The following is an 18915-nucleotide window of genomic DNA, read 5'->3' as shown; positions in this document are numbered from 1 at the left end:
GGCGCGGCCCTTTTTTTCGATCCTGATTCATGTAAATGCGGGGAGGTTGCTGCACTAACCTATGTGGAGGTGAGGCCGGCGCGACCACCCTATGATCCCGCGTCGCGCCGCCGGCTCCCCGCCGCGCGGTGCGAAGCCGGCGGCCCGGGGGTGCCCGTCTCCTCCTCGATCCCTGCCCCCGGGCCGCCGGCGCCTCCGCCCCGGTCCCGACTCGCGGTTCCCAGAGGCATCGCTTAGATGTTCTGCTCCGAGAGCAGGATGTGAGGGCCGATGCGCTTTTCCGGAACCGATACCTACGTCGCCTCGCCGGATCTCGCGGTCGCGGTGAACGCCGCCGTGACGCTGGAGCGCCCGCTCCTGATCAAGGGCGAGCCGGGCACCGGCAAGACGGTGCTGGCCGAGGAGGTGGCCCGCGCGCTCTCCGCGCCGCTTCTGACCTGGCACGTCAAGTCGACCACCAAGGCCCAGCAGGGCCTCTACGAGTACGACGCGGTCTCGCGCCTGCGCGACTCGCAGCTCGGCGACCCGCGCGTCTCGGACATCCGCCACTACATCCGCCGCGGCAAGCTCTGGGAGGCCTTCACGGCACCGGAGCGGCCGGTGCTGCTGATCGACGAGATCGACAAGGCCGACATCGAGTTCCCGAACGACCTCCTGCTCGAACTCGACCGCATGGAGTTCCACGTCTACGAGACGGGCGAGACCGTGCGGGCGGCGCGGCGCCCGATCGTCATCATCACCTCGAACAACGAGAAGGAATTGCCCGACGCCTTCCTGCGTCGCTGCTTCTTCCACTACATCAAGTTCCCGGATCCCGAGACGCTGCAGGCGATCGTCGCGGTGCATTATCCGGGCCTCAAGCAGCGCCTGGTGGAGGAGGCCCTGCGCATCTTCTTCGAGGTGCGCGAGGCGCCGGGGCTCAAGAAGAAGCCGTCGACCTCCGAACTGCTCGACTGGCTCAAGCTGTTGATGGCGGAGGATATCGGCCCCGAGAGCCTGCGGGAGCGCGACCCGCGCAAGTTGATCCCGCCGCTGCACGGGGCGCTCCTGAAGAACGAGCAGGATGTCGCCCTGTTCGAGAAGCTCGCGTTCCTGAGCCGCCGCGACGGCCGCTGACGGAGGCAAAGCCATGCGCCGCCTGATCCTGCTGCGCCACGCCAAGTCGGACTGGCCCGACGGCGTCCCCGACAGCGACCGGCCGCTCAGCCGCCGGGGGCGCGAGGCGGCGCCGCGCATGGCCGCCTACCTCGCCGAGGAGGGCCTGCGGCCCGACCACGCCCTGGTCTCGCCCGCGCGGCGCACGCAGGAGACCTGGAGCCTGGTGGCGCCGGCCCTGCCGGGCGCCGCGCAGGAGACCGTGCCGGCCCTCTACGAGGCCTCGGCCAAGCGCCTGCTCGACGTGGTGCGGGGCGCCGACGACGCGGTCGCGACGCTGCTCCTCCTCGGGCACAATCCCGGCCTGCAGGAATTCGGCCAGCTGCTGCTCGCGGACGAGGACCGCGACGGGTTGCGGGCGCTGTCGCGGAAATTCCCGACCGCCGCCGTGGCGGTGATCGACCTCGCGGTCGGGGCCTGGGCGGAGGTGGCGCCGCACAGCGGCACGCTGGAGCGCTTCATCACCCCCAAGGCGCTCGGCGCGGGCGAGGACGACTGAACCGAAGCCCGGCTCGGCCGTTTCCGAGCGGCGGGTTCGGGCGCGCCGGAACGCACGCGCGGGAGGCCGTCTCCCGCGCGAGCGCGGCGCCGCCCGAGCCCCGACCGGTGACCTTAAGCGGAATGGCACGGCGCAATTCTGCTTGGACTGTTGGTTTCGCATCATTTTGCCGCCAAGCCGGTGGCCGCTTCGGCGAATGATGCAGAGGGAAGGGAGGCCCGCCCGATGACGCCAGCCGCCGCGGCGACCGAGCCGTCCTGAGCGCGCCGTGATCCTCCTGCCGCTGCTCGCCCTCGCGACTGCGCTGGGCCCCGGCGCGGACCGGGCCGCCGCGCTCGCCCGCGAGGGGCTGGCGGCGGCGGACGCCGCCGGCCGGCTCGCGCTCGCCCGCACCGCCCTGGCCGTGCCCGAGGCGGGGCCGGCCCTCTACCGGCCCGAGGCCCGCGCGGTGTCGAACTGGCGCGAGGAGGCCCGCTTCTCGCTGCGCCCGCTCTCCCTCGCCCTGGTGGCCTTCGCGGCGCCGGCCGATCCCGCCTTCGTGGCGCGCTGCGTCAAGCTCAACAATTACTGGTGCATCAAGCGCGCCGGCTGGGACGGCGAAATCGGCGCCGACGCGGAGGGCCACACGGGCTTCGCCTCGGCCGAGCAGGGGGCCGACGCCGCGGTCGCGCTGCTGAGGCGCTACTACACGGTGCTCGGCCGCCGCTCGGCCCTGGCGATCGTGCGGCGCTGGGCCCCGGCCGAGTGCGCCGCGCCCGCGGCCGCGCTCGCCCGGCCTCCCGGCCCGGCCGGAGGCGGGGCCGCGCGGCGCCCCGCGGCGGTCCAGGCGGCGGCCATCCCGGCCTCGCCCGCGCTGACGGCCCTGGCGCCGCGGGGGATCGGCCGCACGCTGCGGGCGCGGTTCCTCGCCCGCCACGGCCGCGGCGGCCTCGCGCGCCCGGCGCCGCGCGCGGCGCCCCGCGCCGTCGCGCGCGCCGTCGCGCGGGCCGCGCCGGGTCTGCCGCCCGGCGCCGTCGCGCGGGCCGCGCCGGGCGGCCCGGCCCTGCGGATCCAGCCCTGGTCGGCGCTCGCCCGGCTCGGGGGCCGGACGCGCCCTCCCGTCCGGCCGAACCCGCCCCGGCCGGCCGCCTCGGTGCCGACGATCGCCACCGGCATCGGCGCGGCCCCGGAGCCCGCCGCCCCGGTGACGCCCGCCCGCCTCCTCGACGGGGACCGGCTCCTCGCCGAGGCGGCCGCTCTGCCCTCCCTGACCTCGCTCTCCTCGGTCGCCGCCCTGCCTCCGGCGCTGCGCCCGCCCGCCCCCCTGTGCGGCTCCGACGAGGCGCGCATCCAGGCCTACGCGCGCCGGATCGCCGAGAGCGTCGGGCTCGGGGCCGGCGACGATCTCGGCCTGTTCGACGCGCAGGGGAGCGCGACTGCCCGCCTCGCGCCGGTGCTCCTCGCCATGTCGGCGGTCGAACTCGGCAGTCTGCGGGCGAATCCGGCCCTCGTCGCCGAGGCGATCGCCCGGGCCGAATCCTCCCGGGCGCGGCTCTCCGCGCAGGCGCAATCCGCCGCGCAGGCGCAATCCGCCGCGCAGGCGCAGCCCGCCGCGCCGGTGCGGCCCGCCGCGCGGGCGGAGGCGGAGGGGCTGGCGAGGCCGCATCAGCCGTGAGCGGCCCGGCTTCGTGAGCGCCCCCGCTCGCCGACCGCTCCCGGTCGCGGCGCGCCCTTGCGGAACGGCGAAGCCCGCGCCACCTCCCCGTCACCCATCGAGCGAGAGCGAAGTCCGTCCGTGCCGCCCCTCCTGAGCTTCGTCGAGCGGGCCGGCTCCGCCGCCCGCGCCCTCGCCGAGGCCTCCAGCGACCTCCTCGTCCAGCCGACCCTGCGGCTCGGCGTCACCGGGCTCGCCCGCTCGGGCAAGACCGTGTTCACGGCCGCCCTGGTGCATCAGCTCTCCGGCCTCAACCCGCTGCCGGCCCTCAGGGCCTCGCAGGAGGGCCGCCTGCGCCGCGCACGGCTGGTGCCCCAGCCCGACGACGACGTGCCGCGCTTCCCCTACGAGGAGCACCTCGCGGCGCTGACCGAGGAGCGGCGCTGGCCGCGCTCCACCGACCGGATCAGCCAGCTGCGCCTCGCCATCGCGTACGAGCGGGCGGCCGGCTGGCGGCCCGGCCCCGCGAGCCTGATGGTCGACATCGTCGATTATCCGGGCGAGTGGCTGCTCGACCTCGCCCTGATCGAGCAGACCTACGAGGGCTGGTCGCGGGAGACGATCGCGGCCGCCCAGCGCCCCGGCCGCGCCGCGCTGGCGGCGCCCTGGCTCGACCTCCTGCGCGGCCTCGACCCGAATCAGCCCCTCGACGAGGTCGTGGCCGAGCGGGCGAGCGACGCCTTCAAGGCCTATCTGGCGGCGGTGCGGGCGGGGCCCGAGGCGGTCGCCACCACGCCGCCCGGGCGCTTCCTGATGCCGGGCGACCTCGCGGGCTCGCCGGCCCTGACCTTCGCGCCCCTCCTCCTCACCGGCCCGACCGGCCCGGACAGCCTCGGCGGCCTGATGGAGCGCCGCTTCGAGGCCTACAAGGGCCGGGTGGTGACGCCCTTCTTCCGCGAGCATTTCCAGCGCATCGACCGGCAGATCGTGCTGGTCGACGTGCTCGCCGCGGTGGATGCCGGGGCGGCGGCCCTGGCCGAGTTGGAGGACGCCCTCGACCGGGTGCTGATGAGCCTGCGGATCGGGCGCAACAGCGTGCTGTCGCGGCTGTTCGCGCCGCGGGCCGACCGGATCCTGTTCGCGGCGACGAAGGCCGACCACCTCCACCATTCCAGCCACGACCGGCTCGACGCGCTGCTGCGCCTCCTGGTGGCCCGCTCCCTGCGGCGCACGGAGGCGGCGGGGGCGCGGGTCGGCACGGTGGCGCTCGCCTCGGTGCGGGCGACCCGCGAGACCCTGGTGCACGAGGGCCCCCACACGCTGCAGGCGGTGGCGGGCACGCCGGAGGCCGGCGAGGCGATCGGCGACGACGTCTTCGACGGCGAGACCGAGGCGGCGATCTTCCCCGGCGAGTTGCCCGAGCGGCCCGAGGCGGTGCTGGAGGGGGCGGTGGAGCCCGGCTCCCTGCGCTTCCCGCGCTTCCGCCCGCCGCGCGTGCCGGCGGACGCGCTCGGCCGGCCGGGCCGGCTGCCGCAGATCCGCCTCGACCGCGCCCTGCAATTCCTGATCGGCGACCGCCTCGCATGAGCCTGCCCCCGAAGCCCCGGGCCTTCCGCCTGCCGCCCGAGCCGGGCCCGCCCGGCACCGAGACCCCGCTGGCCGAGGGCGTGCGGGTGGTGGAGCAGCCCTTCGAGATCGTGGACGCCGCCGACGGCGTGCCGGTGCCGGTCGCGCCCCGCGCGGGTCCGCCCTGGGCGACGCTCCTCCTCTCGGCGCTCGGCGGCCTCGCGAGCCTGGGGATCGGGCTCGCGGTCGAGCGGCTGATCGCCGACCTCTTCGCCGCCGCCCCCTGGCTCGGGGCGGTGGCGCTGGCGCTCCTCGCGCTGGCGGCGGTGGCGCTGCTGGCGCTGGTCTGGCGGGAGCTCGCCGGCGTGCTGCGCGAGCGGCGCATCGAGGCGATCCGCGAGGCGGCGCTGGCGGCGCTGGCGAGCCGCGACCACACCGCCGCCAAGGCGGTGGTGCGGGAGGTCGGCACCCTCTACGCCGAACGGCCGGGCCTCGCGGCGGCGCGCGGGCGCCTCGACGCGGTGGCCGACGCGATCCTCGACGTGGAGGACCGCCTGGGCATCGCCGAGCACGAATTGCTCGGCCCCCTCGACCGGCTGGCCAAGGCCGCGGTGGCGGACGCGGCCAAGCAGGTCTCGGCCGTGACGGCGCTCAGCCCGCGGGCGATCGTGGACGTGGCCTTCGTGGTCTTCGCGGCGGTGCGGCTGCTGCGCCGGGTCGCGACGATCTATGGCGGGCGGCCGGGCCTGTTCGGGTTCCTGCGGCTCGCCCGGGCGGCCTTCGCGCATCTCGCGGTGACGGGCGGCGTCGCGGTCGGCGACAGCCTCGTGCAGCAGGTGCTGGGCCTGGGGCTCGCGGCGCGGGTCTCGGCGAAGCTCGGGGAGGGGGTGCTCAACGGCCTGATGACGGCCCGCTTCGGCCTCGCGGCCCTGGCGGTCTGCCGGCCGCTGCCCTTCCTGCGCGAGCCGGCGCCGCGGATCGGGGACGTGGCGGGCGAACTGATCCGCACCGGCGAGGCGGAGGGCTGAGGGGGGATCGTCAGGTGGGAGCCGCCTCGCGCGGGCGGATCGTCTCGTAATCGTGCGTCGCCGCCGCCTTCGAGAGATCGTGCGCGGTCTGGAGGTTGACCCAGAACTGGGCCGTGGTGCCGAAGTAGCGGCCGAGCCGGAGGGCCGTGTCGGCCGTGATGCTCCGGCGCTCGCGCAGGATGTCGCCGATGCGGTTGTGCGGCACCCTGATCGCCTCCGCGAGTTGGCGGGCGCTCAGGCCGAACGGTTTCATGAAGTCCTCAAGGAGGACTTCGCCAGGATGGGTGCGGATGCGCGGCATACGATCTCGGTACCTCAATGATAATCGACGATCGCGACCTCCTCGGGACCGAGGTCTGTCCAGCGAAAGCAGATGCGCCATTGGTCGTTGATGCGAATGCTGTGCTGGCCCGCGCGGTCGCCCTGGAGAGGTTCCAAACGATTGCCTGGCGGGCTGCGCAGGTCGTCGAGGTCGACCGCGGCGTCGAGCGCATCGAGCTTGCGCAGGGCGATACGTTCGAACGCCCGCCACCGCGGATGACAGATGCCACCCTCATGCAGGGCGCGCGCGTGCTTGTCAGCGAAGCTCTGGATCATCTCCGGCCGGCATGCGGTACGATTCCCGTACCACAAACCGTCGGCAGCTTCAACGAAGGTGCCAGAGGCGATCACGCCGTTGCGCACGCCCGAAGCGTCGGGGGAAGGGGACATCGGCGAGATCGGTTCGCTCGCCAGGGATCTCCCCTGGCAGGGACGTCTCCGCCGCGATGGCGGATCGTCCCGTCGGACCGCTTCCTCGCCCGACGGACGCCACGGCCGGGCCGGCTCCCTCAGCCCATCGGCAGCCCGACGTAATTCTCCGCGAGCACCGTCTGGGCGGCGACCGAGCCGCGGATATAGGCGAGTTCCGCGACCTGCATGCGGCGCGCGAAGGGATCCATGTCGGGGAAGCGGTGGGTCAGGCCGGTGAACCACCAGCTGAACCGCTCCGCCTTCCACACCCGCGCCAGCGCCCGCGCCGAGTAGCCGTCGAGCCCGGAGGCATCGCCCTCGCGGTAATGGGCCACCAGCGCCTCGCCCAGCATCGCCACGTCCGAGACGGCGAGGTTCATGCCCTTGGCCCCGGTCGGCGGCACGATGTGCGCGGCGTCGCCCGCCAGGAAGAGCCGCCCGTGGCGCATCGGCTCGGCCACGACGCTGCGCAGGGGCGCGATGCTCTTCTCGAAGGAGGGGCCCCGCACGAGGCCGGAGGCCGCCTCCGGCCCGAGCCGCAGCGCCAGCTCGTCCCAGAACCGCGCGTCCGGCCAATCCTCGATCCGCTCGTCGAGCCCGACCTGCACGTAGTAGCGACTGCGCGTCGGCGAGCGCATGCTGGCCAGCGCGAAGCCGTTGCGGTGGTTGGCGTAGATCAGCTCGTGGTTGACCGGCGGCAGCTCCGCCAGGATGCCGAGCCAGCCGAACGGGTAGACCCGCTCGAAGACCCGCAGCACGTCCGGCGGGATCGCCGCGCGGCCGACCCCGTGGAAGCCGTCGCAGCCGGCGATGAAGTCGCACGAGAGGCTGTGCGCCGCGCCGCCGCAACGGTACTCCACGCAGGGACGCTCGCCCGCGACGTCGCGGAGCGCCACGTCCTCGGCCTCGAACACGATGCGCAGGCCCCGCGCCTCGGCGGCGTCGAAGAGGTCGCGCATCACCTCCTGCTGGCCGTAGACCGTGACGGCGCCGCCGCCGGTCAGCGCGGCCATGTCGATGCGGAAGATCTCGCCGTCATAGGCGAGGTTGGTGCCGGTATGGACGAGGCCCTCGGCCTTCAGCCGCCCGTCGAGGCCGAGTGCCTCCAGCACCGCGACGGTGCCCTGCTCCAGGACGCCGGCCCGCACCCGGCCCTCGACGTAGTCGCGGGTGCGGCGCTCCAGCACCACGGCGTCGATCCCCGCCCGGGCGAGGAGGTGGGCGAGGAACATTCCGGCCGGACCGGCCCCGATGATCGCGACCTGGCAGCGCATCCGCGTCTCCTCCGTGTGGCGTGTTCGCGGCGCCCGGCCGCGTCGAGGCGGGGGCGCATCCGGGGACAGGATGCGCGCGGCGCGCGCCCCTGGCGATGGACGCCGCGGCGAATAAATTGGATTTTCCGCCGCCGAGGCCGCCGCGCCGGAGACGCCGCCCCGATGCCCTCACTGCCAGCACAAGCACCTGCGGTGCCGCACTTCTTCCTGTACGGCGAGGCGCCGCGCGACGCCGACGACCGCTTCCTGCACTTGGAGGCCCTGGACGACCGCAGCCGGCCCAACCGCTGGCGCATCCGGCCGCACGTCCATGCCGGGCTGCACCAGATCCTGCACCTGCCGCGGGGCGGGGGCGTGATGCGGGCGGAGGCCGAGAGGATCGCCTTCGCGGGGCCCTGCTTCCTCCTGGTGCCGGCGGGCACCGCCCACGGCTTCCGCTTCGCGCACGAGACGGTCGGCACGGTGCTGACCCTGTCGGACCGCTACCTGCGCGACCTCGCCCGGCGCGAGCCCGACCTCGCCGGGCTGTTCCGGGCGCCCGCCGCGCTCGCCGAGACGGCGCCGAGCGGGGCCGGCGAGTGCCTCGCGGAGCTCGCCCGCGAACTGACCTGGGCGGCGCCCGGGCGGCGGGCGGCCCTCGAAGGGCACCTGCTCGTCCTCCTGGTCGCGGTGCTGCGCCACGCGCGCGCCGCGCAGGGGCCGCCGGCCCCGCCGGGACCGCAGGCGGTGCTGGTGGCGCGCTTCCGGGAGGCGGTCGAGGCGCGCCACCGGGAGGAGCGGCCCCTCGACGCCTACGCGCGCGACCTCGGCGTGACCCCGGCGCGGCTGCGCGCCGCCTGCCGGGCGGTGACCGGCGAGAGCCCCGGGCGGATCGTCCGCGACCGCCGCCTGCTGGAGGCCAAGCGCACGCTGCTCTACTCGGACCTCAGCGTCGCCGAGGTGGCCTACAGCCTCGGCTTCTCGGACCCGGCCTACTTCTCGCGCTTCTTCGCCCAGGGCACCGGGGAGCCCCCGCGCGCGTTTCGCGCGCGGCGCGGCGCGACGGGGTGAGGGCGATGCGGGGCCAGGACCTGACGAGGCGGGGGATCCTTCGCGGCACGGCCGGCGCCGTCCTGGCCGGGAGCGGGCCGGTTCGGGCGCAGGTGAGCGGCGTGGCGCGGCGGAGCATCCCGTCGAGCGGCGAGGCCCTGCCGGTGATCGGGCTCGGCACCTGGATCGGCTTCGACGTCGGCGAGGAGGAGGCCGGGCGGGCCCGGCTCGGCGCGGTGCTGCGCACCCTCCTCGACGGCGGCGGCCGGGTGATCGATTCCTCGCCGATGTACGGGCGGGCCGAGGCCGTGGTCGGCGACCTCCTCGCCGAGGCGGGGACGCGGCCCCGGGCCTTCCTCGCCACCAAGGTCTGGACCCGCGGGCGGGAGGCCGGGCTCGCGCAGATGCGCCAATCCCTCGCGCGCCTGCGCACCGACCGCGTCGACCTGATGCAGGTGCACAACCTCCTCGACTGGCGCGTGCACCTGCCCGTTCTTCGGGCCTGGAAGGAGGAGGGCCGGATCCGCCATCTCGGCCTCTCGCACTACACCGAGAGCGCCTTCGACGAGGTCGAGGCCGCGCTGCGGGCCGAGCCCGTGGACGTCCTCCAGATCAACTACGCCCTCGACGACCGGGCCGCCGAGGCGCGCCTCCTGCCGCTCGCGGCCGAGCGGGGCGTCGCCGTGCTGGTCAACCGGCCCTTCGGCGGGGGCGGCCTGCTGGCCCGCCTCAAGGACCGCCCGCTGCCCGGCTACGCGGCGGAGCTGGGCTGCGCGAGCTGGGCCGAGATCCTGCTGAAATTCGTGATCGGCCACCCGGCCGTGACCTGCGCCATCCCGGGGACGGGCAGCCCCGCGCACATGGCGGCCAACCTGCGGGCCGGCACCGGGCCGCTCCCGGACGCCGCCCTGCGCCGCCGGATGGCCGAACTCTGAATGCCGGTTCAGGTTGAACGAAGTTCAGACCGGCCCGCGCCGCGGATCAGTCAAGCTCTCGACGGCCTGAGGCGCGGCAAAATGCTCTGTTTTTCGTGTACGGCCAAGATGGAACTGGGCCGCATTGCCCCATTTCTGCCCCCTCCGCCGCTATAACCCAGCTCATCCACGCCATCGCCGCGGCGAGCGCGACGGGACCCGACGGTTCCGGGCGCGCCTGATCGGATCGCGCCCGGCTCTTCGTCTTCGAGGGGGAAGCATGCTCATCAAGTCTGCCGTCATTGCGCTCGCGCTCGGTGCAGGTCTGGTCTCGGCAGGTCTGGTCTCGGCGCTGCCGGCGGTCTCGGGCGAGGCGCGCGGCTACAACGGCACCTGGGCCGTGCAGCTCGTCACCGAATCCGGCATGTGCGACGCGCGCACGAGCGTGTCGCTGGCGGTGCGCGACGGCGACGTCCGGCTCGCCTCGGCGAGCGAGGGCGCCTCGGTGAGCGGCCGCATCGGCGAGGACGGCAGCGTCGGCCTCACGGTCCGCAAGGGCCCGGCGAGCGGCGCGGCCTCGGGCCGGCTCCAGGCCACCTCGGGCTCCGGCACCTGGACCGTGTCCTCGCTCTGCACGGGCCGCTGGACCGCCCGCCGCACGACCCGCGTCGCGCAGGCGGAGTGAGCGGGGCGGCCCGATCGGCTCCGGCGCGCCGCCTCACGGTCCCGTCGCGCCCCCCGGTGCGGCGCTCCCGGGGAAGCCGCCGGTCTGGCGCAGTGCCTCGCCGAGGATCATCGCGGCGGCGACCGCGACGTTGAGGGAGCGCAGGCCCGGCCGCAGCGGGATCACCACCCGGGCCTCCGCGGCGGCGTGGACGGAATCGGGCACGCCGGCCGATTCGCGCCCCACCAGCAGGCAATCGTCCGGGCGGTAGGCGAGCGCCGTGTAGGGCAGGGCGCCCGCGGTGGTGGCGAGCACGAGGCGCAGCGACGCCCGCCGCCGCCACGCCTCGAACTCCGCGAAGGAGCGGTGCCGCGTGATCGCCACGTGGTCGAGATAGTCGAGGCCCGAGCGGCGCAGGTGCCGGTCCGAGACGTCGAAGCCCGCCGGCTCGATGATCTCCACCGCCGCCCCGAGGCAGGCGGCGAGCCGCAGCATCGTGCCGGTATTCTGGGGTATGTCGGGCTGGTAGAGGGCGAGGCGCAGCATCGGGCGACGGGCTCGAAGGGGGGCGTGCGGCATCGCCCCCCGGTTGGCAGGCCGTCAAGGCGGAATACCTGAGGGGGCGCGCAATCCCGCGAAAGGCCCCTCATGTTCCTCGACTGGCTCGAGCGCCGCATCGACCCGTTCGCGCCCTTCGACGAGGGGCGCCAGCCCCCCGGCACGGTCACGGGCTTCGCCGGCACCTACCTGCGCCCGGTGCGCGGCGCCCTGGTGGTGCTGTTCTTCGCCGGCCTCGCGGCCGGGATCGTCGAGGCGTCGCTCTACCTGCTGATGGGCTGGTTCGTCGACATCCTGGCGACGTCGCGCCCCGACACCCTCTGGGCCGAGCACGGCACCGGGCTCATGCTCGCCGGGTTCCTGGTGCTGGTAGTGCGGCCCGCCCTGTCCTGGCTGCACGAGGCGCTCTCGAACCAGCTGGTCGTGCCCCAGACCACCAACATGGTCCGCTGGCGCACGCACCTCTACACGCTCGGCCACTCGCTCTCCTACTTCCAGGCGGATTTCGCCGGGCGCCTCGCCAACCGGGTCACGCAGGTCGGCCCGGCGGTGCGCGAACTCGCGGTCGTGTTCATCGACACGCTGCTCTACGTGGCGATCTTCGCCGCGACGGCGGTCGGATTGTTCTCCTCGATCAGCCCCTGGCTGGTCCTGCCCGTCCTGGTCTGGATCGCCGCCTATGCGGGGCTGACGCGCTTCTTCGTCCCCCGCGCCCGCGCCCGCTCGCTCAAGGTCGCCGACACCCGCTCGGCGCTGATCGGGCGCATCGTCGACAGCTACACCAACATCCTCACCGTCAAGCTCTTCGCCCGCGACCGCGAGGAGCGCTCGGCGGTGCGCGAGGCGACCACCGCCCACACCGACGCCTACCTGCACTCGTTCCGGCTGATCACCGCCACGACCTCGACCCTCTCGCTCCTGAACTCGGTCCTGATCTGCAGCACGGCGGGCGCCGTGCTCCTGCTGTGGTCGCAGGGCCGGATGACCACCGGCGAGGGGGCGGCCGGCCTCGCGCTGGTGCTGCGCCTCATCGCCATGTCGGGCTGGGTGATGCAGACCGTGCGCGGCCTGTTCGAGAATATCGGGGTGATCCAGGAGAGCATGCAGACCATCGCCCGGCCGCACGCCATCGTCGACCGGCCGGGCGCCTCCGACCTCGTCGTCGGCGAGGGGCGGATCGACTTCGAGCGCGTCAGCTTCCATTACGGGCGCGAGGACCGGGGCGTGATCGAGGAGCTGAGCCTGACCATCCGGCCGGGCGAGAAGGTCGGCCTCGTCGGCACCAGCGGGGCCGGCAAGACCACGATCACCTCGCTGCTCCTGCGCCTGCACGACCTCGAGGGCGGGCGCATCCTGATCGACGGACAGGACATCGCGGGGGTGACCCAGGCCTCGCTGCGCCGGCAGATCGCAGTGGTGACCCAGGACACCTCGCTCCTGCACCGCTCGATCCGCGACAACATCGCGTATGGCCGGGTCGAGGCGGGCGAGGCGGAGATCGTGGCGGCGGCCAAGCTCGCCCACGCCCACGACTTCATCCAGGACCTGGAGGACCACAGGGGCCGGCGGGGCTACGACGCGCAGGTGGGCGAGCGGGGCGTGAAGCTCTCCGGCGGCCAGCGCCAGCGCATCGCCATCGCGCGGGTGATCCTGAAAGACGCGCCGATCCTGATCCTCGACGAGGCGACCTCCGCCCTCGATTCCGAGGTCGAGGCGGCCATCCAGGGCTCCCTCGACACGCTGATGCGGGGCAAGACGGTGCTGGCGATCGCGCACCGGCTCTCGACCATCGCGGCCCTCGACCGGCTGATCGTGCTCGATCGCGGCCGGATCGTGGAGGAGGGCCGCCACGCCGAGCTGATCCGCCGCGGCGGGCTCTACGCCCGCCTGTGGCAGCGCCAGTCGGGCGGGTTCCTCGGGCTGGGCGAGGGGGAGGGATTCGATCAGGCGGCGGAGTGATCCGGGATCCGGTCGATCGAAGCGGATCCCGCGCCCGCGCGGCGCCTGAGCGAAGCCCAGATCCGCCATCCCGAAGGGATCAGGCGGATCCCGAGCCCGCGCGGCGCCTGAGCGAAGCCCACATCCGCCATCCCGAAGGGATCAAGCGGATGTGGGATGAGGCGCCCGACCGGGGCGGGGCCGGGGGGCTCCCGGCCGCCCCGTCACTGCGCGTTGCGGAACGGCTCGTACTTGGTCAGGCCGCGCAGGAGCTGGCCCAGGAAGGCCTGCTCGCCGCCGCTCGTCGGCGTCGTGCGGGAGATGAAGTCGAACACCCGCCCGTCCTGCTCGCCGTAGAGCGCCACGCGCTCGACCTTGAAGCCCTGGTTGAAATAGACCGCCAGCACCCGCTGGCTCTCGGCCCGCTCGCCCAGGAACATCACCGTCCGCTTGGTGTTCTGGCTGATATAGTACCAGGACTTGTTGCCCACGGTGGAGACCGTGGTGGGCGTGCCGAGGAGCTGGAGCACCTGTTCGGCGCTGGTGCCCGGCTTCACCTGGGCGACCGCCGCCTCGTCGATCAGGTAGCCGTGGCGGAACTCTTCGCCGATCACGCAGCCGGCCACCGACAGGCCGAGCAGACCCGCCGCGGCAAGGCGGGTGAGTGACGGGATGAAGCGACGCGGCATCGCGACCCTCTGGAACACGCGAAGGGACGGCGCCCTTGCGCCGGAACGGAGCGCTGCCGTACCCCGGGGTTGTGGCGTTGGCAAGGCACGGCCAAGGTTGGACGGGCGCCGCGCGGGGCTGCGGCGGGGCGCTGATCCGCTTGGCCGCGCAAGGGCTTGGGAGACGAATCGGCGATGATCCGCAACCTGTTCCGGCGCGAGGACGGGCGCCGTCGCGCCATCGAGGCGTTGCACATCCGCATCAACGCGGCCGCCCGGGTGCCCGCCCTCTACCTCGCGCTCGGGGTGCCCGACACCGTCGAGGGCCGCTTCGAGACCCTCTGCCTCACCGTCATCCTGGTGCTGCGCCGCCTGCGCCAGCTGCCCGCCCCGGCCGAGGACGTCGCCCAGGACCTGGTCGATTCCGTCTTCGCGCAGCTCGACTCGTCGCTGCGCGAGCTCGGGGTGGGGGATCTCGGCGTGGCCAAGCGCATGAAGAAGCTGGCCCAGGCCTTCTACGGCCGGGCCCGGGCCTACGACGCCGCCCTCGACGCGGGCGACGCGGCGGCGCTCGCCGCGGCGCTGGCCCGCAACGTGCTCGGCCGCGACGCGCCCGAGGCCGCCGCGCCCCTCGCCGCCTACGTGGTGGCCGCCGACGCCGCCCTCGGGCAGCACGACCTCGACCGGCTGATGGCGGAGGGGCCGGTCCTGCCCGACCCGGCGCCCTTCGGCCCCGCGGCCTGAGCCGCGGCCCCGGCGTGCCGGAAACCGGCCCGTCGCGGCCCCTGTTGAGACACCGCGCGCCCGGTGCCCGGACGGTCCCGGGCCGGCGCGTCCCGCCAGAGGAGTTGCCCCATGACCCCCGATCCCGTCGGCCCGCTCTCCCGCCCGGTCCTGGTCGAGCGCGCGCTCAAGGCCGGCGGGGAGATCGTGGTCGAGGCCGACGCCGAGGAGCGCGAGGCGCTCGCCCGCGATTTCGGCCTGCCGGCGATCCACGCCCTGACCGGGCGCTTCCGCCTCCAGGGCTCGCTGCACCGCCTGCGGGTGACCGGGACCGTCGAGGCCGCCATCGCCCAGACCTGCGTGGTGACCCTCGACCCCTTCGAATCCACCGTGCGGGAGGAGGTCGAGGTCGATTTCGCCGCCCCGGACGCCTTCGCGGGCACGCCCGCCGAGGATGCCGACATCCCCGACCCGATCGTCAACGGCCGCGTCGATCTCGGCAGCCTGACCGCCGAGTTCCTGGCGCTGGGCCTCGACCCCTATCCGAGGAAGCCCGGCGTCGCCTTCGAGCCCCCCGAGGCGGGGGCCGAGGAGACGCCCTTCGCCGGCCTGCGCAGCCTCAAGGGCGAGTGAGGCGGGGCAGAATTCGTTTGCGGCCCGGCGCCGGGCCGCTATTTTCCGCCCCGCCGCGGCACACCCTGTCCGCCCGCCGCCGGAACGAGGCTCGTCGATCCCCCCATGTCCCAGAGAGTGCGCATCTCGCTCGACGCGATGGGCGGCGATCACGGTCCCACGACGGTCGTGCCGGGCGCGGCGATCGCCCGGGAGCGCCACCCCGAGACGACCTTCCTGATGTTCGGCGACGAGGCCGTCCTGCGGCCGATGGTCGAGGCGGAGCCGCGCCTCGCCGGCGCCGTCGAGATCCGCCACGCCAGCCTCGCCATCGGCATGGACGAGAAGCCGAGCCAAGCGGTCCGCGCCGGGCGCGGCAAGTCCTCGATGTGGAAGGCGATCCAGGCCGTGCGCGACGGCGAGGCGGAGGCGGCGGTCTCGGCCGGCAACACCGGCGCCCTGATGGCGATGTCGAAGATCTGCCTCAAGACCATGGCGCAGATCGAGCGGCCGGCCATCGCCTGCCTGTGGCCGACCGTGCGGGGCGAGAGCGTCGTGCTCGACGTCGGGGCGACGATCGGCACCGATGCCGAGCACCTCGTCGAGATGGCGCTGATGGGCGCCGCCATGGCCCGCATCGTCTTCGACCTCGACCGGCCGACCGTGGGCCTGCTCAACGTCGGCACCGAGGAGATGAAGGGCAACGAGGCCGTCAAGGAGGCCGCCCGCCTCCTGCGCGAGGCCGACCTGCCGACCCTGCGCTACCACGGCTTCGTCGAGGGGACGGATCTCGGCCGCGGCACCACCGACGTGGTGGTGACCGAGGGCTTCACCGGCAACATCGCGCTCAAGACCGCCGAGGGCACCGCCAAGCAGATCGGGCAGTACCTCAGGAGCGCGATGAGCCGGACGCTGATGGCGAAGATCGGCTACCTGTTCGCCCGCGGCGCCTTCGAGGCCCTGCGCGAGAAGATGAACCCGAGCCGGGCCAATGGCGGCGTCTTCCTCGGCCTCGAAGGCATCGTCGTCAAGAGCCACGGCTCGGAGGACGCGCAGGGCTTCGCGGCCGCCATCGACCTTGCCACCGACATGGCCCGACACGACCTGATGCGGACGATCCGCGAGATGCTCGAGGCGACGCCGGCCGCCGCCTCGGCCTGAGGGAGGAGACCCGGACCCCATGACCCGCCTTCGCTCGGTGGTGCGGGGCTGCGGCTCCTACCTGCCGCGGACCGTCGTCACCAACGACGACCTCGCCGCCCGCGTCGACACCTCGGACGAGTGGATCGTCCAGCGCACCGGGATCCGCCAGCGCCACATCGCCGGCCCGGACGAGACCACCTCGGTGCTCGGCATCAGGGCGGCCCGCGCGGCGCTCGCCGAGGCCGACATCGACCCGGCGAGCATCGACCTCATCATCTGCGCCACGTCGACGCCCGACCACACCTTCCCGTCGACGGCGACCCAGATCCAGGACGGCCTCGGCATCCACGGCGGGGCGGCCTTCGACCTGCAGGCGGTCTGCGCGGGCTTCGTCTACGGCGTCGCCACGGCCGACAAGTTCCTGACCACCGGCGCCGCCCGCCGCGCCCTGGTGATCGGCGCCGAGACCTTCTCGCGCCTCCTCGACTGGGAGGACCGCACCACCTGCGTGCTGTTCGGCGACGGGGCCGGCGCGATCGTGCTGGAGGCGCAGCCGGGCGAGGGCCATTCGGGCGACCGCGGCGTGCTCACCAGCCACCTGCGCTCGGACGGGCGCTACCGCGAGAAGCTCTACGTCGATGGCGGGCCCGGCTCGACCGGCACCACCGGCAAGCTCAGGATGGTCGGCAAGGAGGTCTTCCGCTTCGCGGTCGGGTCGGTGACGGACGTGATCAACGACGCCTTCGCGGCCACCGGCACCCGCGCGGAGGATCTCGACTGGTTCGTGCCCCACCAGGCCAACCGCCGCATCATCGAGGCCTCCGCCGACAAGCTCGGCATCGCCCGCGAGAAGGTCGTCCTCACCGTCGACCGGCACGGCAACACCTCGGCGGCCTCGATCCCGCTCGCCCTCGACGCGGCCTGCCGGGACGGGCGCATCGCGCGCGGCGACCTCGTGATGATCGAGGCCATCGGCGGCGGCTTCGCCTGGGGCAGCGCGCTCATTCGCTGGTGATCGCGCTGGTGATCGCGCTGGTGATCGCGCGGGCGATCGGGCGCGGGTGATCGCGCGAAAAGGAGCCGGGCGCCCCGTTGACCCAGCGGGCGCGCCAGATTAGCGTGCGCGATCATAGACATATGTCGGTTTCTTGAGAACGCGCCGGGGAGCATCAGGATGGCAGGCAAGACGGTCACGCGGGCCGACCTGACCGAGGCCGTCTACCAGCGGGTCGGCCTGTCGCGGACCGAGTCGGCTGCCCTGGTGGAGACGGTGCTGTCGGAGATCTGCACCTGCCTCGCCTCGGGCGAGACCGTGAAGCTGTCCTCCTTCGGCTCCTTCGTGGTGCGCGACAAGGGCAAGCGGGTCGGGCGCAACCCCAAGACCGGGGTCGAGGTGGCAATCGAGCCGCGCCGCGTCATGGTGTTCAAGCCCTCGAACGTGCTCAAGGCGCGCATCAACGGCGGTGCGGCCGAACCGGACGACGAGTGACGCGAGCGGGCGCTTGAGCGGAGCCGGCCTTCCGCGCGCCCGGCGCGGGCGGCGGGGCTTCGCGTGAGCGGGCCCGCGGCAGGAGGTCCCGCGCATGACGATGCTCGTGGCCGCCGGGGAGCCGGGCGGCGAGAAGGCCCCGGAGGCGTTCCGCACCATCAGCGAGGTGGCGGACGACCTCGACCTGCCCCAGCACGTGCTGCGGTTCTGGGAAACCCGCTTCACCCAGATCCGGCCGCTCAAGCGCGGCGGCAACCGGCGCTACTACCGGCCGGAGGACATCGACCTCCTGCGCGGGGTGCGCCAGCTCCTCTACGGGCAGGGCTACACGATCCGCGGGGTGCAGCGCATCCTGCGCGAGCGGGGCATGCGCTTCGTCCAGGCGGTGGGGCGGGGCGAGCAGGTGGCGCCCGCGGCCTATCCGGAGGCCGAACCCCCCCGCGAGGCGCCGGCCGGGCCGCCCCTGGCGCCGGAGGACCGGGCGGCGCTGAGCCGCCTCCTCGACGACCTGCGCGCCTGCCGGGAGCGGCTCGCGGCCTTGCGGGATCGCCGCGCACGCGAAATAGTGTCGTGCGACGAGAACCTTGCGGAATGACCGGCGTTCCCCGCTCATGGCCGACCAGCCCCGCCACGCTTCGCCCGCCACCGCGCTGATCGCCCGGCTGATGCGCATCGTGCGCACCTGCCCGGAGGCGACGGCGGACGTGCTCGAACTCGTGCTGCTGGTGAGCCAGATCGAGGCCCTGACCGCGGTCGACCGGGACTACCGGGACGCCAAGCGGGTGATCGCCCGGCTGCGCCACCCGCTCTGGGACATGGCGCCCGACCAGCGCGCCGTGCTGCGCCGGGCCGCCGACACGATCCGGGAGGTCTGCGGCCTCGCCGAGGCCGACATCCCGCCCGACCCGATCGCCGATGCGGGCGAGCGGGAGCGGGTCGAGGCCCAACTCGCCGCGGCGCTGGCGGCCGAGTTCACGCCGGCCCAGATCGCCAAGGTCACCGGGGCGGTGATGGCGGTGCTGCAGGCCTCCGGCAGCGGGCGCGCCGCCGAGCACGGGAGCGGCTGATGTTCGGGGATTATCCGGTCGAGGGGCGGGGCTACTGGCTCTGGCTCGGCGGCATCGCGCTGCTCGGGCTGTTCAACCTGCTCGTGATGCTCACGCTGCACTGATGCCGACGGGCCGCGAGGCCGACGCACCGGGCCGTCGCCCGTCTCGAAGGGACGACACAGGCCGACGGCGTGACGCGGCATCGAGGACGGAACCGAGGGTCGTGAGACGTGACCGTCGA

21 protein-coding genes are annotated in these 18915 nt (G+C 74.2%); 16 read left to right on the top strand and 5 right to left on the bottom strand.

The genetic code is table 11. The annotated features are described in order from the left end of the window. Positions 1 to 270 precede the first annotated feature (270 nt). From MET2598_RS0131465 to MET2598_RS0131445, 5 genes are all read left to right on the top strand, one after another. Positions 271 to 1116: an AAA family ATPase gene (locus tag MET2598_RS0131465; protein WP_012335858.1), complete on the top strand. Its 846-nt coding sequence runs from the start codon at positions 271 to 273 to the stop codon at positions 1114 to 1116. Positions 1117 to 1129: 13 nt separating this feature from the next. Continuing rightward, a complete protein-coding gene (locus tag MET2598_RS0131460; protein ID WP_012335859.1) occupies positions 1130 to 1654 on the top strand; it encodes a SixA phosphatase family protein in 525 nt (174 codons plus the stop codon). 268 nt (positions 1655 to 1922) lie between these two features. Then, on the top strand, positions 1923 to 3308 hold the full coding sequence (locus tag MET2598_RS0131455; RefSeq protein WP_018263551.1) for a hypothetical protein: 1386 nt from the start codon (positions 1923 to 1925) through the stop codon (positions 3306 to 3308). 120 nt (positions 3309 to 3428) lie between these two features. Then, positions 3429 to 4874, top strand: a complete 1446-nt coding sequence (locus tag MET2598_RS0131450; protein ID WP_012335861.1) for a YcjX family protein — start codon at positions 3429 to 3431, stop codon at positions 4872 to 4874. Next, positions 4871 to 5881, top strand: a complete 1011-nt coding sequence (locus tag MET2598_RS0131445) for a YcjF family protein (RefSeq protein WP_012335862.1) — start codon at positions 4871 to 4873, stop codon at positions 5879 to 5881. The genes MET2598_RS0131450 and MET2598_RS0131445 overlap by 4 nt, the downstream gene beginning before the upstream one ends. 10 nt (positions 5882 to 5891) lie before the next feature. Here the strand turns inward: MET2598_RS0131445 and MET2598_RS0131440 are convergent, their stop codons facing one another. From MET2598_RS0131440 to pobA, 3 genes are all read right to left on the bottom strand, one after another. Further along, on the bottom strand, positions 5892 to 6182 hold the full coding sequence (locus MET2598_RS0131440; protein WP_018263550.1) for a HigA family addiction module antitoxin: 291 nt from the start codon (positions 6180 to 6182) through the stop codon (positions 5892 to 5894). A gap of 14 nt (positions 6183 to 6196) precedes the next feature. Further along, positions 6197 to 6478 (bottom strand): type II toxin-antitoxin system RelE/ParE family toxin, encoded by a 282-nt coding sequence (locus tag MET2598_RS0131435; RefSeq protein ID WP_018263549.1) that lies wholly within the window; start codon positions 6476 to 6478, stop codon positions 6197 to 6199. Between the two features lie 233 nt (positions 6479 to 6711). After that, complete coding sequence (gene pobA / locus MET2598_RS0131430; RefSeq protein WP_018263548.1) at positions 6712 to 7887, bottom strand: 4-hydroxybenzoate 3-monooxygenase; 1176 nt, start codon at positions 7885 to 7887, stop codon at positions 6712 to 6714. Between the two features lie 162 nt (positions 7888 to 8049). Here pobA and MET2598_RS0131425 point away from each other — a divergent pair, with 162 nt between their 5' ends. The 3 genes from MET2598_RS0131425 to MET2598_RS0131415 all read left to right on the top strand — a co-directional run bounded on the left by MET2598_RS0131425 (position 8050) and on the right by MET2598_RS0131415 (position 10515). Beyond that, a complete protein-coding gene (locus MET2598_RS0131425; RefSeq protein WP_012335866.1) occupies positions 8050 to 8937 on the top strand; it encodes a helix-turn-helix domain-containing protein in 888 nt (295 codons plus the stop codon). 5 nt (positions 8938 to 8942) lie between these two features. Beyond that, positions 8943 to 9851, top strand: coding sequence for an aldo/keto reductase (locus tag MET2598_RS0131420; protein WP_018263546.1), 909 nt, complete (start codon positions 8943 to 8945; stop codon positions 9849 to 9851). A 259-nt stretch (positions 9852 to 10110) separates the two neighbouring features. Next, entirely contained in the window at positions 10111 to 10515 is a 405-nt protein-coding gene (locus MET2598_RS0131415; protein ID WP_012335868.1) for a hypothetical protein, read from the top strand. 33 nt (positions 10516 to 10548) lie between these two features. Here MET2598_RS0131415 and MET2598_RS0131410 read toward each other — a convergent pair whose 3' ends face one another. Beyond that, positions 10549 to 11040, bottom strand: coding sequence for a tRNA (cytidine(34)-2'-O)-methyltransferase (locus tag MET2598_RS0131410; protein WP_018263545.1), 492 nt, complete (start codon positions 11038 to 11040; stop codon positions 10549 to 10551). Positions 11041 to 11142: 102 nt separating this feature from the next. Between MET2598_RS0131410 and MET2598_RS0131405 the strand changes: the two genes are divergently transcribed. After that, on the top strand, positions 11143 to 13011 hold the full coding sequence (locus MET2598_RS0131405; protein ID WP_018263544.1) for an ABC transporter ATP-binding protein: 1869 nt from the start codon (positions 11143 to 11145) through the stop codon (positions 13009 to 13011). 203 nt (positions 13012 to 13214) lie between these two features. Here MET2598_RS0131405 and MET2598_RS0131395 read toward each other — a convergent pair whose 3' ends face one another. Beyond that, positions 13215 to 13679 carry an outer membrane protein assembly factor BamE gene (locus tag MET2598_RS0131395; protein ID WP_012335871.1) on the bottom strand — a complete coding sequence of 155 codons (465 nt, stop codon included), beginning with the start codon at positions 13677 to 13679 and terminating at the stop codon, positions 13215 to 13217. Positions 13680 to 13853: 174 nt separating this feature from the next. Between MET2598_RS0131395 and MET2598_RS0131390 the strand changes: the two genes are divergently transcribed. The 7 genes from MET2598_RS0131390 (at position 13854) to MET2598_RS0131360 (ending at position 18692) form a co-directional block, all read left to right on the top strand. Next, entirely contained in the window at positions 13854 to 14402 is a 549-nt protein-coding gene (locus tag MET2598_RS0131390) for a ubiquinol-cytochrome C chaperone family protein (RefSeq protein WP_012335872.1), read from the top strand. 111 nt (positions 14403 to 14513) lie between these two features. After that, complete coding sequence (locus MET2598_RS0131385) at positions 14514 to 15014, top strand: YceD family protein (RefSeq protein WP_018263542.1); 501 nt, start codon at positions 14514 to 14516, stop codon at positions 15012 to 15014. A gap of 105 nt (positions 15015 to 15119) precedes the next feature. Then, positions 15120 to 16154, top strand: coding sequence for a phosphate acyltransferase PlsX (plsX, locus tag MET2598_RS0131380; protein WP_012335874.1), 1035 nt, complete (start codon positions 15120 to 15122; stop codon positions 16152 to 16154). Between the two features lie 19 nt (positions 16155 to 16173). After that, positions 16174 to 17151 carry a beta-ketoacyl-ACP synthase III gene (locus MET2598_RS0131375; RefSeq protein ID WP_012335875.1) on the top strand — a complete coding sequence of 326 codons (978 nt, stop codon included), beginning with the start codon at positions 16174 to 16176 and terminating at the stop codon, positions 17149 to 17151. A gap of 159 nt (positions 17152 to 17310) precedes the next feature. Further along, on the top strand, positions 17311 to 17625 hold the full coding sequence (locus MET2598_RS0131370; RefSeq protein WP_012335876.1) for an integration host factor subunit alpha: 315 nt from the start codon (positions 17311 to 17313) through the stop codon (positions 17623 to 17625). Between the two features lie 94 nt (positions 17626 to 17719). Next, the gene (locus MET2598_RS0131365) at positions 17720 to 18220 is read left to right on the top strand and encodes a MerR family transcriptional regulator (RefSeq protein ID WP_012335877.1); all 501 of its coding nucleotides are present in this window, start codon (positions 17720 to 17722) and stop codon (positions 18218 to 18220) included. A gap of 16 nt (positions 18221 to 18236) precedes the next feature. After that, positions 18237 to 18692 (top strand): hypothetical protein, encoded by a 456-nt coding sequence (locus MET2598_RS0131360; RefSeq protein ID WP_012335878.1) that lies wholly within the window; start codon positions 18237 to 18239, stop codon positions 18690 to 18692. The last annotated feature ends 223 nt before the right edge of the window (positions 18693 to 18915 follow it).

The organism is Methylobacterium sp. WSM2598 (genome assembly GCF_000379105.1).
Classification (GTDB): domain Bacteria; phylum Pseudomonadota; class Alphaproteobacteria; order Rhizobiales; family Beijerinckiaceae; genus Methylobacterium.
Note: the sequence above shows the minus strand (reverse complement) of the source record. Positions and strands in the feature narration are given on the sequence as shown.

Bases quoted from the DNA above. Each gene is read 5' to 3' on its own strand.
- MET2598_RS0131465 (WP_012335858.1), top strand. From the start codon at position 271: ATGCGCTTTTCCGGAACCGATACCTACGTCGCCTCGCCGGATCTCGCG.
- MET2598_RS0131460 (WP_012335859.1), top strand. From the start codon at position 1,130: ATGCGCCGCCTGATCCTGCTGCGCCACGCCAAGTCGGACTGGCCCGAC.
- MET2598_RS0131445 (WP_012335862.1), top strand. From the start codon at position 4,871: ATGAGCCTGCCCCCGAAGCCCCGGGCCTTCCGCCTGCCGCCCGAGCCG.
- MET2598_RS0131440 (WP_018263550.1), bottom strand. From the start codon at position 6,182: ATGCCGCGCATCCGCACCCATCCTGGCGAAGTCCTCCTTGAGGACTTC.
- MET2598_RS0131435 (WP_018263549.1), bottom strand. From the start codon at position 6,478: ATGATCCAGAGCTTCGCTGACAAGCACGCGCGCGCCCTGCATGAGGGT.
- pobA (WP_018263548.1), bottom strand. From the start codon at position 7,887: ATGCGCTGCCAGGTCGCGATCATCGGGGCCGGTCCGGCCGGAATGTTC.
- MET2598_RS0131425 (WP_012335866.1), top strand. From the start codon at position 8,050: ATGCCCTCACTGCCAGCACAAGCACCTGCGGTGCCGCACTTCTTCCTG.
- MET2598_RS0131420 (WP_018263546.1), top strand. From the start codon at position 8,943: ATGCGGGGCCAGGACCTGACGAGGCGGGGGATCCTTCGCGGCACGGCC.
- MET2598_RS0131415 (WP_012335868.1), top strand. From the start codon at position 10,111: ATGCTCATCAAGTCTGCCGTCATTGCGCTCGCGCTCGGTGCAGGTCTG.
- MET2598_RS0131410 (WP_018263545.1), bottom strand. From the start codon at position 11,040: ATGCTGCGCCTCGCCCTCTACCAGCCCGACATACCCCAGAATACCGGC.
- MET2598_RS0131405 (WP_018263544.1), top strand. From the start codon at position 11,143: ATGTTCCTCGACTGGCTCGAGCGCCGCATCGACCCGTTCGCGCCCTTC.
- MET2598_RS0131395 (WP_012335871.1), bottom strand. From the start codon at position 13,679: ATGCCGCGTCGCTTCATCCCGTCACTCACCCGCCTTGCCGCGGCGGGT.
- MET2598_RS0131390 (WP_012335872.1), top strand. From the start codon at position 13,854: ATGATCCGCAACCTGTTCCGGCGCGAGGACGGGCGCCGTCGCGCCATC.
- MET2598_RS0131385 (WP_018263542.1), top strand. From the start codon at position 14,514: ATGACCCCCGATCCCGTCGGCCCGCTCTCCCGCCCGGTCCTGGTCGAG.
- plsX (WP_012335874.1), top strand. From the start codon at position 15,120: ATGTCCCAGAGAGTGCGCATCTCGCTCGACGCGATGGGCGGCGATCAC.
- MET2598_RS0131375 (WP_012335875.1), top strand. From the start codon at position 16,174: ATGACCCGCCTTCGCTCGGTGGTGCGGGGCTGCGGCTCCTACCTGCCG.
- MET2598_RS0131370 (WP_012335876.1), top strand. From the start codon at position 17,311: ATGGCAGGCAAGACGGTCACGCGGGCCGACCTGACCGAGGCCGTCTAC.
- MET2598_RS0131365 (WP_012335877.1), top strand. From the start codon at position 17,720: ATGACGATGCTCGTGGCCGCCGGGGAGCCGGGCGGCGAGAAGGCCCCG.
- MET2598_RS0131360 (WP_012335878.1), top strand. From the start codon at position 18,237: ATGGCCGACCAGCCCCGCCACGCTTCGCCCGCCACCGCGCTGATCGCC.